Annotated in this window: 14 protein-coding genes; 2 read left to right on the top strand and 12 right to left on the bottom strand. The window is 65.7% G+C overall.

Features of this window, described 5'->3' with window-relative positions; genetic code table 11:
• Positions 1-70 precede the first annotated feature (70 nt).
• Positions 71-865: an SOS response-associated peptidase family protein gene (locus AC3ANK_RS06765; RefSeq protein WP_484172507.1), complete on the top strand. Its 795-nt coding sequence runs from the start codon at positions 71-73 to the stop codon at positions 863-865.
• A gap of 8 nt (positions 866-873) precedes the next feature.
• Positions 874-1,467 carry a HEPN domain-containing protein gene (locus tag AC3ANK_RS06760; protein WP_484172506.1) on the top strand — a complete coding sequence of 198 codons (594 nt, stop codon included), beginning with the start codon at positions 874-876 and terminating at the stop codon, positions 1,465-1,467.
• Here AC3ANK_RS06760 and AC3ANK_RS06755 read toward each other — a convergent pair.
• The 12 genes from AC3ANK_RS06755 to AC3ANK_RS06700 all read right to left on the bottom strand — a co-directional run bounded on the left by AC3ANK_RS06755 (position 1,464) and on the right by AC3ANK_RS06700 (position 12,330).
• Positions 1,464-1,700, bottom strand: a complete 237-nt coding sequence (locus AC3ANK_RS06755; RefSeq protein ID WP_484172505.1) for a hypothetical protein — start codon at positions 1,698-1,700, stop codon at positions 1,464-1,466. The genes AC3ANK_RS06760 and AC3ANK_RS06755 overlap by 4 nt on opposite strands.
• 85 nt (positions 1,701-1,785) lie before the next feature.
• Positions 1,786-2,061, bottom strand: a complete 276-nt coding sequence (locus tag AC3ANK_RS06750) for a hypothetical protein (protein WP_484172504.1) — start codon at positions 2,059-2,061, stop codon at positions 1,786-1,788.
• Between the two features lie 52 nt (positions 2,062-2,113).
• Positions 2,114-2,830, bottom strand: a complete 717-nt coding sequence (locus AC3ANK_RS06745) for a hypothetical protein (RefSeq protein ID WP_484172503.1) — start codon at positions 2,828-2,830, stop codon at positions 2,114-2,116.
• A 1-nt stretch (position 2,831) separates the two neighbouring features.
• Entirely contained in the window at positions 2,832-3,122 is a 291-nt protein-coding gene (locus tag AC3ANK_RS06740; RefSeq protein WP_484172502.1) for a hypothetical protein, read from the bottom strand.
• Positions 3,122-6,319 (bottom strand): TipJ family phage tail tip protein, encoded by a 3,198-nt coding sequence (locus AC3ANK_RS06735; protein ID WP_484172501.1) that lies wholly within the window; start codon positions 6,317-6,319, stop codon positions 3,122-3,124. The genes AC3ANK_RS06740 and AC3ANK_RS06735 overlap by 1 nt, the downstream gene beginning before the upstream one ends.
• Entirely contained in the window at positions 6,316-6,897 is a 582-nt protein-coding gene (locus AC3ANK_RS06730) for a tail assembly protein (protein WP_484172500.1), read from the bottom strand. Before AC3ANK_RS06730 ends, AC3ANK_RS06735 begins: the two co-directional genes overlap by 4 nt.
• Positions 6,890-7,678, bottom strand: coding sequence for a C40 family peptidase (locus AC3ANK_RS06725; protein ID WP_484172499.1), 789 nt, complete (start codon positions 7,676-7,678; stop codon positions 6,890-6,892). Before AC3ANK_RS06725 ends, AC3ANK_RS06730 begins: the two co-directional genes overlap by 8 nt.
• Positions 7,675-8,373: a phage minor tail protein L gene (locus tag AC3ANK_RS06720; RefSeq protein WP_484172498.1), complete on the bottom strand. Its 699-nt coding sequence runs from the start codon at positions 8,371-8,373 to the stop codon at positions 7,675-7,677. Before AC3ANK_RS06720 ends, AC3ANK_RS06725 begins: the two co-directional genes overlap by 4 nt.
• A complete protein-coding gene (locus AC3ANK_RS06715; RefSeq protein ID WP_484172497.1) occupies positions 8,357-8,674 on the bottom strand; it encodes a tail fiber assembly protein in 318 nt (105 codons plus the stop codon). The genes AC3ANK_RS06720 and AC3ANK_RS06715 overlap by 17 nt, the downstream gene beginning before the upstream one ends.
• A 2-nt stretch (positions 8,675-8,676) precedes the next feature.
• Positions 8,677-9,528 (bottom strand): hypothetical protein, encoded by an 852-nt coding sequence (locus AC3ANK_RS06710; protein ID WP_484172496.1) that lies wholly within the window; start codon positions 9,526-9,528, stop codon positions 8,677-8,679.
• Between the two features lie 7 nt (positions 9,529-9,535).
• Positions 9,536-9,868 carry a phage tail protein gene (locus AC3ANK_RS06705; protein WP_484172495.1) on the bottom strand — a complete coding sequence of 111 codons (333 nt, stop codon included), beginning with the start codon at positions 9,866-9,868 and terminating at the stop codon, positions 9,536-9,538.
• Positions 9,868-12,330, bottom strand: a complete 2,463-nt coding sequence (locus tag AC3ANK_RS06700) for a phage tail tape measure protein (RefSeq protein WP_484172494.1) — start codon at positions 12,328-12,330, stop codon at positions 9,868-9,870. Before AC3ANK_RS06700 ends, AC3ANK_RS06705 begins: the two co-directional genes overlap by 1 nt.
• Positions 12,331-12,516: the final 186 nt, after the last annotated feature.

Here is a 12,516-nt window from a genome sequence, read left to right as displayed (position 1 = left end):
CTCGGTCGAGGAGTTCGCCATCCTCTACTTCCACGACAAGGGGAAGGCGCGGCCGAAGACCCCGAAGGCAATGGACGACGCGTTCGCCGCCGGCGATACGCCGGAGGAGCACGAGATCTGGCGGAACATCGTCCATTGGAACCGCGAGGCGGCAGCCAAAGCCGAGCAGGAGCTGTTCACCCAGACCACGCGCCTCAACACCGCCCAGCGCGCCCTGCAGTCGAAGGTGACGAAGAAGGCGCAGGAAGACGTGCGCATCGCCACCAACAAGATCGAGGCGGCGAAGCAGAAGCTGGCGGATCTGCGGCGCACCGATCCCCTGCCCCGGGACTCGCGCGTGTTCCCGGGCGTCTACGCGCCGGTGATGATCTGGGAGGACGGCCGGCGCGTCATCAAGCCGATGCGCTACTTCTGCCGGCTGCCGGGCTGGACCGAGGCGATCGAGCGCAAGTTCCCCGGCACGTACAACGCCAGGCGCGACAAGCTCGAATCGTCGTGGAAGGGCCTGTTCGGCATCCAGCACGGGATCATGGTCGCCGACGTCTTCTACGAGAACGTCGAAGGGCCGAACGGCGAGAACCAGGTGCTGGCGTTCACGCCGCGGGATCGCGAGCCAATGCTGATCGCCTGCCTGTGGAACCGCTCACCGGGCTACAAGGGCGCACCGGACCTCTACTCCTTCGCGGCTATCACCGACGAACCCGAACCTGAAGTCGCCGAAGCTGGCCACGACCGCACGATCATCAACATCAAGCCCGAGCACGTCGACGCGTGGCTTCAGCCCGACGCGGGCAACCTCGCCGCGCTGTACGCGATTTTCGACGACAAGCGCCATCCCTACTACGAGCACATGCTGGCGGCGTGACGGAAAATATGCGCGCCGGCAAGAAAACTCTCTACGTTAATGGCATTGCCGTTGGCGAGTACGAAGGGTCAGAAGATCCTGCGGAGGACATGCAGCTCGCGCGGGAAGCTCTTCTGGCGAAGGGCCTCTGGAAGGAAGACGCCCCCATGGGGCTCGCGATTCGTCAACAAGCGAGCTACTTCGCGCGAACCGCCGCGCACATCTTCAACACGAAGATCAACGTGCCTCCGCCACATGAGCCGTTTGCCTTCACGCCGTTTGTGGTTAACAGTGTTTTCGCAATTGAGCTCTACCTGAAAGCACTGGCTCACTTGCATGGCGAGCAACCAAAGCGTACGCATGAGCTTGTCCGCCTCTTCGACAGGCTCCCAGCGACCGCCAAAACCGCGATCTTTGATTGTGTAGATATGTGTGCTGCGCGGCGCTCGCTCGGCGAACTGCCTGATGTCCGTGCATATCTCAAGGATCTCAACCGCGCATTCGATCTGTGGCGATACTCGTTCGAGTACGAGAGCACGGGGTTTGTAGCGATTCAGCCCACAATCTTCCTCCAGGATCTCCTTCACGAAGCCTGCAAGATCGATCCACCTGCTAGCGTCTAGTGCTGCCTTTCGTGCTCCGGCACGTAGCCGAGTTCGATGAGGATGTCCGTGATGCGAATGCTCACGTCCTCGATGCAGTCGTCGTTCGCGGCCTCGCGCACGTCATCGGCGAAGTCGGCGAAGCGCGGGAAGAAGTCCGCCGGATCCGGGAATCGTTCTTTGAGGTCGTCGGCGGTCAGACGGAGCTGGTGGAGGCGCGGCTCCATCGCGGCCCAGGGGAGCTTTTCGGTCATGGCGGTCGTCCGGCTGGTCAGGCTGGCAGCCTGCCGGCGGAGCATCTCACAGCGTGCGACGGGAGAACCCGCGCCCGGGACCCGTTCACCTTGGCCACTGACGCTTCGCTTCCATTTCCGCGACTTCCCGGTCGATACGCTCAGTGTGCCGCCGAGCCCACTCCTCGACTCCGGCCTTGCCCGTCTCGAAGCTCCGACAATCGCGGTAACGCCGCCGGGGATCGGCGCCGGGCAGGTGCTGGTTCAGCGCCGCGTGCCACTCGCCGCTGACCTTCTGGACCAGCCGCGCGACTTCCGTCCCGCGCAGCTTCAGGACGGTGAGCTTGTCACTCGAGGCGAAAAGTCGGCACCACTCGAACATGCCGGGCATCGTACGCCCGGCAATCTCACGAGCTGCGAAGGACGCGCTCGGCCTAGTACCCCGTCACGTCGATGACCAGGTACTTCCAGTCCGAATAGGTGAGGTTGCCGCTCCACGAGGGCTGATTGCTGTAGCGCACGTCCACCGTCTTCCGGTTGCTGATTTGCGCTCCGTTCGAGAGCGTCTGCACCGCGGTGTTGAAGTGGAAAACGGACCATACGCCGGCGGGCACCGGGGCCGTGATCTGCATGTACTGCTGAACGAGGGCGATCGCATATTTGCGGCCACCAGGGAGCGTGTTCAGCGTCACCGTGCCGGGACCGGATCCGGTCATGAACCCGGACACGCGCATCGGCTTGTCGTCGCTCTTGAACACGAGCCGGCCGTCTGGTCGATAGATCGCCATGCCGGTGAAATGCACAGGGGACGCGTTCGCCACCTCGCCGAAGGCGAACCACTCGATCGTGATCGCGCCCGGCGTGGTGTCGTACTCAGCGACGACCGTGTATCGCCAGTTCCCGCCAACGAGCGTCGTGTCGAAGATGGCCAGCGGCACGGAGGCAACGATCGCGAGCACCGGAGGGTAACCGAGCGAATTCGGGACGAGGATGTCGGCCGATGGCCCCTGAGTCCAGGTCATGCCCGTCAGGCTTCCAGTGCGTGCAGCGCCGAGCGTCACGGAACCCTTTGCGACCAGCGAAAAGTTCACTAGGTCGTTGGTGATCTGGATGTTGCCCGTCGGCGTGCGCGCGAGGAATCCTGCCGGCATCTCAGTAGATCCCGTAGACGATGACGCAGCTGTCGCCAGCGGTGTAGTTCAGTACGTTCCCGGAGAAGCTGACACGCGTTGGCACGCGCGGCGTGCCGTCAGCATTCCAGCGACCCTCGCCCAGTACCGCGGCGAACGGCGTCCCCTCCGAGAAATAGGCGTTGGTGATGCTACCTGCGCCGTGCCCATCGCCTAGCGTCCGCGTGCCCACGGTCTGGCTCATGCGCGTGGTGAAGTCAGCAATGATCGCCCCGCTTCCATTCGGGTCGTATATCCGCATGCCCGTCGGCATCACCAGTCCCCAATGCGAACAAGCAGAGTGCCTGTGTCACTAAACACCTGCAGGAGGCTGTCGTTCAGCGTGATGTAACCACTTCCACTCGGGCCGGTCAGAGTGAGCGTGCCGTTCTTGTCGAACTTCCAACGCGGCTGCCCGCCGGCGCCCAGCGCCGTCGACTGGATGACGTTGCCGATCATCGCGTTCGTGATCCAGCCGTTGCCGATGAAGGCCTGGTTGATGAACGTCTGCCCGCCCTGGATGACGAACGGCGACGTGACCTGTCCGTTGGCGAGGTTGATCAGCGCAAAGCGATCGGCCTGGAACAGGATCTGCGACTGGTAGCTGCCGTCGGCTTGCTGCTCGACGCCGAGGCCCATGCCGGCCTGGTAGATGTTGCCGTTCGCGTCCACCTGCGCGCGCACCGTGTACGTCGCGCTGATCCGCCCATCGAGATCGACGACGGCCGAGGAAACCTGCTGAACCGAAGCGGTCGCCGCATTCGAGGCGTCCACCGCGTCCTGCACGCTGGCCTGCACGGTGTCGATGCGCTGCGCGGTCGCCATGTCGCCTTCCTGCGCCGCGTACAGCTGCGACCACACGCCTGCGTAGGAAAGGGAATCGCCGGCGAACGCGTCGGCGGAGCCAGCCATGTCGGGGCTCATCTGCTGGATCGGCTCGAGCACGTCCTGCGCGAGCTCGGTCTGGCTGATCTGCCCTGCGAGGTAGTCGAGGATCGGCGTGGCGTCGCTGCTGCTCTGGCCGTTGACGCCGTCCTCGACCGGGTAGAACGGGCCAACGTTGCCCGACTTGTCGATCAACCTGCCCCAGAAGAAGAACGACGCGCCGGCGGCGAGGCCGAGCATCTGGTGCGCGTTCTGCGGGTAGGCGAAATCGCCGAGCTTGATGGCGTTCTCCAGCAGCGGACTCGGCCCGTACCAGATCTCGGTGCGCTCGGTGTCGGTCGCGCCCGCCGGGAACGTCCACTTCAACCCGATGCCGAACACCAGCGGCACGGTTTCGAGCGAGACCAGCGACGGCGGCGGCGTGGTCTTGCCGGCGATGTCGGTCGGGCCGCCGAGGGCGGGGATCGACAGCGAGCCCAGCGCGCTGACGGCGCGCACGCGGGCCTGGTACGTGCCTGCGTAGATCCCGCGCACGTCGAGGCTGGCGGCGGACACACGGCCTGCGCGCACCCAGTCGAGGTCGTCGCGGCGCCATTCCACGTCGTACGCCACGGCCTTCGGCGCGGCCTTCCAGGCGATCGTCAGCACGTGCGTCGCGATGCCCTGGTCGATCACCGAATGGCTGGACATCGTCACGTCCGTCGGCGGCGCCTGGATGCTCGGAGGGATCACCGTCACCGGCGGCAGCTCAATGCGCACGCCATCGTCGATCGCGGCGAACTTCTGCGGCACGTGCTTGAGGGCAGTCAGCTCGTAGGTGACGTCGTCGACCTCGGTGACGGACACCACGCGGAAAGTCTGGAGCGCGAGCTCGGCGCTCTCCACCGCCCACACAGCTTCAGCCTGCAGCGGCGTCGACCAGTCCACCGTCACCGTCACGTTGTTTCCAGCGATCGACTGGATCGTGCGCGCCTCGCTGCGACCGGTCGGGAGCATCACGCGGAGGGTCTGCCCCGCCGCGATGGCCTCCGGAACACGGTCAAGCGTCACGGTGCGGCCGTTGGCCGACCGAATGCGTCCGCCGATCCGGCGCCCGGCACGAGCCGGGTCGGCGATCTGGATCAGGTCATACGGCTGCGCTTTCACGGAATCGAGGCCGACGCGGAACGTGACGGTCTCCGTCTCCAGGTTCTCCGACAGCAGGGCGTGCAGGCCGACGCGCTGCGCCTGCGCGCGGCTCGTGCAGCCGAATGCCGTGATTTCCAGCGGCTGAAGCCCATAGCGCGCAATGCCGGGCCGATACTCGACCGGTTCCACCTTCGCTCGACCGAAGTCGGCGGGATCGTTCCAGCTCACCAGTGCATAGGTGTGCCGCGCTCGGCGCGCGGCCCCCTGGTACGTGAACCGTCCATCGATCACGTTCGCCGCGGCGTAGGTGTAGACGAAGTCGCCGGGCATATCGGCGGCGGCCATGATCTGGCCGAGCGCGTAGAAGCTGATGCCGCGGAACGTGGCCGCCATGTCCTGCAACACGCGGTACGCGTCGGCGCGCGTCTGCAACTGCCCGTTGAACGTGAATCGCGGTTCCTGCCCGCCCATGCCGTCGCTGACCATCTGGTCGCAGTACTGGGCGATCTGGTAAAGCCGCCACTTGTCGACGCGCGCAGGATCGATCAGGTTGCCGAGCCCGAAGCGATCGTTCGTGCACAGGTCGTAATAGACCCAAGCGGGGTTGTTGCTCCACGCGACTTTGAACGTGCCGTCCCAGACGCCCGAGTAGGTGCGCAGCTCGGGGTCGTAGTTCGAAGGGACGCGGATGCGGCGCCAACGGCCGTAGTAGGCGCGCGTCGGCACGGACTGGAACTGGCTTGCATCAAGCTCGAGACCGGCGAGCGCGCTGTTCGGATAGCGCAGTTTCGCGTCGATGATCTCGGTGATTGCCTGGACGGACATCGTGTCCGACACGGTCGCGTTGTCCTGATTCGGCGTGAGTCGTCGAATGCGCGCCTGCCAGCTATTTCCCTCCGGCAAGTCGATTCGGTGGCTGCGCTCGTACCCGTTGGTGGTCTTACCGGTCATCGCGGTCGTCAGCACCGTCGAGTACGCGCCGCCATCGGTGGACAGGTCGATCGCGTACTGGATGCTGTACCCGACGCGGTCCCCGTCATCTTCGAACTTCATCAGCTGCGGCACCGACAGGCGAATGCGCACCGCTGACAGTTCGTCATTGGTGACGTTGCGCACCACCGGATTGTCGTCGCGCAGTTCCACGCCGACCGGGATTTCATTCTCGACGCTCGGAAAGCCGGGGATGTACGTTTGGTCCTGACTGCCAGGTCTGAAGGTGAACGTCACGTTGTCGAAATTGATCGAGCCGTCCTGCCCCTGGATCGGCGTCCCGTCCAGAAACACGCCCTTGAGGCCTTCGAAGCCCGGCGCGACGAAGCCTTCCACCTCGCCTTCGCAGATCAGATCGAGAACCTTCGCGTACGCGATGCTGCGCAGGCTGTCCGGACTCTCGACGGGCGTCCGCGCCTTGCCGCCGCCGCCCTTCTTGGCTCCCTGCCACGCGACCGGCGCGTTCACTGCTGGTCCTCGGCGTAGATGCCGGCAGAGATGACAGCCGAGCCGCACCAGCATTCGCCGTACGCGAGCGGCACGGGATTGCCCTGTGCCTGCGTGTTGACCGCTCCATTGAAGCTGTAGCTCGGCCGATTCTCGGGACTGTCCTGCGTTCCCAAACCCTTCGGCTGCGGCGCGAGCAGCTGCGTGATGCCGCCGACGATCATGCTGTAGCCCAGGGAAGAGAGCGCAAGACCAAAGCCGGTCGGCGCCAGGAAGGCGCCGGCGATCACCAGCACCGCGCCGGCGATGATGTTGAACACCCCTCCGTTCTTGCTGCCGAACAGAACCGGAGCGATGCGGATCGGGGCGTCGCCCGGCGGATCGAGCAGTTGGTCCTCGCGGAGGTTCTCGCGCCCGTGGAACACCGCGAAGCCAAGTCCCCGGTCCTTCGATTCCATGAGGAAGCGCTTGAAGCCAGGGAGCTGCATGCTCAGCGCGTGCACGGCCTCGGCCGCGTTCGCGACGGCCAGCCGGTACTCGCGCCCGAAGCGAGCACCGAGCGTGCCGTACAGGCGGATGGTTCGCAGTTGGTCAGCCATGGCGCCGACGCATCTCCTGATGTCGAACGATGAAGCGCGTGCATTCGCGCCAGTAGCCGCCGTACACCGTCCGTTCGGACAGGCGGCCGTAGAGGTGGTGGAGCATCCCGTTCGCCACGGGGGCAAGGTGCGGCGCTTCGGAAAGGCCTTCGTCGCCGAGCAACACGCCGGCGTGGTTGGCCACTGGCGCGCGCACCTGCATGATCACCAGGTCCCCGCGGCGCGGCGCGTCGGTGATCGGTTCGAACCCTTCGGCGCGCAGGCGATCGAGGCTGTAGAGGTCCTGGCCTTTGTGCCACCAGTCGTCCTCACGCTCGTACTGCGACAGCTCCACGCCTAGCTCGCGCGCGTAGAAGTCGCGCACCAGCGTGTAGCAGTCGAGCACTCCGTGCGCGAACTGGCGACCGAGTAACGGCGCGCGGTAGCCGCACGGTTCGATCGTCTGGATGTCGCCGCACTCGGCGCGCCCGTCGATCTGGCCGACACTGATGATGTGCCAGGTGAGCCCGCTCGCCTCGCACTGGAGGCGATCGGCGTCGGACGGGACGGCGGAGGCATCTGGGTGGCTGTGCACCAGCGCCAGCACCTCGCCGCGATCTTCCGCGTAGGCATAGTCCCACTTCGACATGACGAAGTGCTCCGACGGCGTCGCGGCGGCGTTCCGGCAGACGACGTACTCCGGCACGCCGTCGATGCGGACCACCAGGCCGCAGCACTCGCGCGGGTACTCGGCGGCCGCGTGCGCCTGCACGGCTACGAGAACGGCGCCCGCGAGGCTCATGTACGCACCAGCCCGGCGGCAGGGAATCCACCGTAGGGCAACGGGTTGTTTTCCCCGAACCGCAGCTTGCAGCTGGAGAGGCGCCCGCCGCACACGTCGAGCCCGGGGTCAGCTACGGGCTGATCGTTGATGTCGAAGTACAGCGAGCCGGTGTAGCCGCAGTACGGGCCGCGGTAGCCGCCGCGCATGATCCAGGGGCAGGTGCCGGCGATGATCTGCCGGCCGGGAAGTTGCACGCCGCCGAAATCGGTCGCCGACGACAGTTCGAACTCGATCGCATTCTTGTCCTCGGATGCCTTGCGCTCGATGAACCAGATCTCGTCCGGGAAGTGCTCGTCCGGATCCGCGCTCGGGTTGCCGCCCGGGAAGTTCGCCGCGTCGAGGTACTTCACCAGCGTGCGCCGCACAATCACCTTCGCGCCGACCATGTCCTCGAACATCAGGCACAGCGCGCCGATCACCCCATCGACGTTGGCCACGCGCAGGCGCGGCGTCGGCGGCTGCTCACCCGTGCGCGCGAAGCCTTCTGCCTGAACCGGGAACGGGTCGTACTGCTGGCCCTGCCACCAGATCGACCCCTGCTGCAGGTGCCCGTGGAAGAACAGCTGATCGGCACCGATGTCGCGCGCGTCCACTTCGAACAGCCGGACCTGCGCACCAGGCTCAAGCTTCTGGATGTCAGCCGTGATCGGCACTCTCGCCTCCGGTCAGCGGCGGCGTCGGCCACTCGCAGTTGGGGAACATCGGATCAGAGGGCAAGTCGCGCAGGGCTTGGCGGTATTCGCCCCATGCGGCACGCACCTCTGTTGCGATCGGGGTATCCGGAAGCTGGGTCCAGTCGCTGGCTCGCAGAAGCGCGGCGCGCTGCGTTCGGGCCTGAATTTCGGCGATGTTGTCCAGAAGCGCGGATGGCACTTCATCCGCCAGTTGCTCACCAGGCTGTAGATCGTCTGGAGACCTGATGGCGCGGTAGCTGTAGCCGGTGATGGCGAACATGGTCAGCGCTCGAAGTTGTACCCAAGAACATCGATAAAGACGCCGCCAGAGGTCGGCGCTGTCAGCAGGCGGTAGTTGATCGCTTGGCTCGCATTCACCGGATGCGCAGGCACAAACGCATCATTGGTTGGATTCGCGTAGCCGAAGTACTGGTTGCCAGCTCCGGCGCCAAGCGGAAGCGCTGCCGTTGAGTTGCTGGTAACGCAGGTCTTGTCGCTGACGTTCGACAGAAGGAAATCGACGTGGGTTCCGGTGACCGGAACCAAGGCCGCGCAGCTGATCGTGGTTGCGGACGTGGCGGATCCGTTGGAAAGAACGTTCTTTGAAGAGTTGTCGATACCGAGATAGCTGACCTTTCCACCACTCGGGCCGTGCACAAACTGCAGCATGTTGCCGGCGCCGTTGGTGCGAACGCTTCCTAGATACCGTCGCGACGTGTCGCCAGATTTCGCGCGTGCCGTGCCGCTGTATGGTGCCGCTGGCGCGGTGGTGGAAAGCTCGCAGTCACCGAAGCCGCCAGCACCCTGAAAGAGATAGAGGTGATACCAGGTGTTCGGATTCAGCACCTGGCCGTTCTTCGTGATAGCGGATGGCACCGCAACCACGCCTTCGACTGACGGGATGTAGGCGTACCCGGATTCGAGGCGGTAGGAGTTGCCGCTCAGCCACACCAGCTGCAGGCCGCTGATCACGCCGGGCGAGCCGGGCACGAGGCCCGCCATGTCCGCAAGCAGCGCGGTCACGTTGGCATAGAGCTCGTCGAAGTTGGCCTCCGCTTTCACCCATGCGGCGCGAGTGGTGTCGCCGTCGGTGCCGTTCGGGGGCGTGCCCAGATTGATGTGCTGCTGTGCCATGTCGGTCCTATGGGGAGAAGGTCTGCTGGAACGTCGCGGTGACCGTGAACCAGCCGCCGCCCTCGTCCTTCGGCTGCCACGAGTCGCACTGCCACAGTGCGATCGGGCCGAGAAGCGGCTTCCACTGGAAGGAGCGGCCGACGTGCGCGGCGAGGAAGTCCACCAGCGCCTGCATGTCGTCCTCGTGGCCGGCAAACGTGAGCGGCCATTCCTGCGACGTGTGGTTGATGCCGTCGGGAACGGCCTGCGAATAGCCATCGCCGAACTGGGCGCGATTGACGCGCGCGGTCACGCGCCCGCGCGTGTCGTCGATCGGCCGCCACGTGAACATGTCGGCCATCAGTTGCGCCTCCCGCTGTAGAGCAGGCCGCCCGGCTGCATCTGGCGAATCAGCACGTCGTTCACCGCGCCTTCGATCATCTTGCCGAGCTCGCGACCGGTGCTGTCACCGGATCCGCGGACCTGGCTCGACGCCTGTCCGCCGCTGTCAACGTGGACGTCGATATAGGTGATCGGCGCCGCGCCGGCTCCGCCAACGGAACGGACACCGAGCTGGCCACCTGCGGTGCGCGTGAGCGGCATGATCGCTTCCGGGCCAGCCTCGCCGAACACGCCGGCACCCTTCGCGAACGCGAACAGCTTGGGTGTGTCGTGCACCTGGTTCGAGTACTGGCTCAGGCTTGGCGTTTGGTAAACGCCACCCTTCGCATTCGTGGTCAGCCAGCCAGTGTTGTTGCCGAAGCTGGACGCGAACCCTGTGGACGGGGCGCTGCCACCGCCGAATGCCCCAGCGAACATGCTGATGAACTGCATCGTGGCCTTCTGGGCGAAGAACTTCGCGAGATCGGCACCGATGCTTGAGAGCAGATCCTTCACGGAGAACTTGCCGGTCTGCGCGAACTTGACGATCGCATCCTCCATGTGGGTGAAAGCGCCGGTGAATAGTTGGCTCGTGAGGCCCGCCACGTCGGCCGCGCGAGCCTGCAGGTCGTCGAACGCGCGCCGGGCACCGTTGCGCCAGTCGCCCATCACGCGCACGCGGTCTTCCTGGAACTGCTCCTCGAGGCGTAACTGCTCGTCGCGATGGCGCGCGGCGTTGGCGGCCATCTCGTCCCAGGTCGCCTTGTCCTCGGCCACCGCGCGATCGCCCAGGCGCTTCAGTTCGTCCTCGTACTCGCGATCGATGTCGAGGCGGCGACGCATCTGCTCCACGGCGTCGGCACCGCGACTGAAGCCGAGCAGGTCGATCTCGTTGCCGCGCGCGCGGTTCTGTGCCTGCTGCTGGAGGATGGCGTTCTGGCGCGCCAGCGCTTCCTTCGCCTTCGCCTCGGCCAGCGCCTTTTCGGCCGCCTCGCCGCTGGCCTTCGCCTCCGCCATGAGGGCATCGACGGTCGCTCGCTTCGACGCGCTGGCCTTGGTTCCCAACTTGTCCAGATCGGTGCGCACCTGGACGAGCAGGCGCTCGGTCGCGGTGAGCTTGTCCTCGGACTGCGCCTGCTCCTCGTTCAGCGCGATCTGCTGGCGCAGCCGACTAATGATCTGGTCGGTCGGGTCGGTCGTGCGCGTGGTGCGATTGCGCTTGGCCTCGGCCTCGGCGAAGCGCGCGCGGGACGCGGCCAGTTCTCGATCGACCTCGGCCTCTTCCTTTCCGAGCGTCTTGCCCGCCGCGATGATCTTCGCCTCTTCGGCGAGCTGACGCTGACGAGCCGTCAGGTTCTGCTCGGTAATCCGCTCCCATTCCTGCTGGGTCTTCTTGCGCTCTTCGAGCGACTTCCGAGCCGCCGCGCTATCGACGGTGGCATCGCGCTGTGTGGGTCCGACCTGAGTCGGAGCGAGCATCGCCTGGCCGGCGAACGCGCCCGCCATGCCCTGTCCGCCCAGGCCTGAAGCCGAGAACAATCGCTTGAAGACGTCGACACTGTCCTGTGCGAGCTGGTCTGCATCCTTCAGGTTCTGAGTCGTGTCGTCCCAGAACTCAGCCGCTGCACGGCCCGCGGCCTTCCATGCCTTCTCCAGAACCCACACGTGTTCGGCGACCTGCGGAATGCGCTGGTCGATTACATCCGACTGGATCCGGATCGCCTCGGTGACGGCGTCCTGCTCTCGCTTCTGCTCACGAAGGGCGACGACGGAATCGAGCTGCGTCTGCGTGAGGAAGTGCTGGGTTTCGTTGAGCTTCAGCAGCGCTTCGACGGGATCCTTGCTGAGCGCAACGAAGTCCGCGATCGTCTCATCGACGGCCCGACCGGTGGCCACGCGCATCTGCTCCGCGGCCTTGGCGACCATTTCGACCTGCTCGCCCGTGAAGCGTCCGGTCGCCGTTACCGCCGCGAGCGTGCTCGCCGCGCTTCGACGCGTCACACCGCCGACGTCGTCGAGCTGCTTCGCGAGGCTGTCGAGTTCGTCCTCCGTGAGGCCGGCGTAACGTCCGGTGGCGATCAGGGCCTGGGCGTAGGCCTCAATCTCCTGGCGGCCCTGATACCACGCCAACGTGAGGCCGCCCACGGCCGCCGCCAGCACGGTCGTCGGATTGATCATCGCCGCGATCTGGCTGCCCAGCGCCGCAGCGGCAGGTCGGATACCGCCGAACATGTCGCGCAGCTGGCCGCCCTGCTGCAGGATCACCGTGAGCGGGTTCGCGCCGCCCTGCAGCTGCGTGACGATGTCGGTGATCTGCGCCGGCACGCCGCGAAGCGCGTTCGTCTGCTGCGCGGCCGTGAGCCCGTACTTGCTCAGTTCCTTGTTCGACGCCTGCGTCGCCGCCTGGTTCGCCTTCAGGCGGCGGGTGATGTCGTCGAGCAACGGGCCACTCGTGCGCAGCGCGGCGTTGTAGGCGATCTGCGCTTCGCGGTTCAGGCCGATCGTGTCGGCCTGCCGGATCAGCGAGTCGACGCGCCGTTTCTCCGCCGCGTTCAGCGCCGCATAGTCCTTCTGCGCCGCCTGCGACATCGACGTCGTACGCGCCTGCGCACGCTGGATCGCCACATC

Source organism: Lysobacter sp. SCRH-1R (assembly GCF_057747855.1).
The sequence above is the reverse complement of the archived record's forward strand: the minus strand, read 5'-3'. Positions and strand labels throughout refer to the sequence as shown.

Excerpts from the sequence above, each read along its gene's own strand:
- AC3ANK_RS06750 (WP_484172504.1), bottom strand. The coding sequence starts at position 2,061 with ATGTTCGAGTGGTGCCGACTTTTCGCCTCGAGTGACAAGCTCACCGTC.
- AC3ANK_RS06715 (WP_484172497.1), bottom strand. The coding sequence starts at position 8,674 with ATGTTCGCCATCACCGGCTACAGCTACCGCGCCATCAGGTCTCCAGAC.
- AC3ANK_RS06765 (WP_484172507.1), top strand. The coding sequence starts at position 71 with ATGGACGACGCGTTCGCCGCCGGCGATACGCCGGAGGAGCACGAGATC.
- AC3ANK_RS06730 (WP_484172500.1), bottom strand. The coding sequence starts at position 6,897 with ATGGCTGACCAACTGCGAACCATCCGCCTGTACGGCACGCTCGGTGCT.
- AC3ANK_RS06755 (WP_484172505.1), bottom strand. The coding sequence starts at position 1,700 with ATGACCGAAAAGCTCCCCTGGGCCGCGATGGAGCCGCGCCTCCACCAG.
- AC3ANK_RS06745 (WP_484172503.1), bottom strand. The coding sequence starts at position 2,830 with ATGCCGGCAGGATTCCTCGCGCGCACGCCGACGGGCAACATCCAGATC.
- AC3ANK_RS06740 (WP_484172502.1), bottom strand. The coding sequence starts at position 3,122 with ATGCCGACGGGCATGCGGATATACGACCCGAATGGAAGCGGGGCGATC.
- AC3ANK_RS06760 (WP_484172506.1), top strand. The coding sequence starts at position 874 with ATGCGCGCCGGCAAGAAAACTCTCTACGTTAATGGCATTGCCGTTGGC.
- AC3ANK_RS06725 (WP_484172499.1), bottom strand. The coding sequence starts at position 7,678 with ATGAGCCTCGCGGGCGCCGTTCTCGTAGCCGTGCAGGCGCACGCGGCC.
- AC3ANK_RS06705 (WP_484172495.1), bottom strand. The coding sequence starts at position 9,868 with ATGGCCGACATGTTCACGTGGCGGCCGATCGACGACACGCGCGGGCGC.
- AC3ANK_RS06710 (WP_484172496.1), bottom strand. The coding sequence starts at position 9,528 with ATGGCACAGCAGCACATCAATCTGGGCACGCCCCCGAACGGCACCGAC.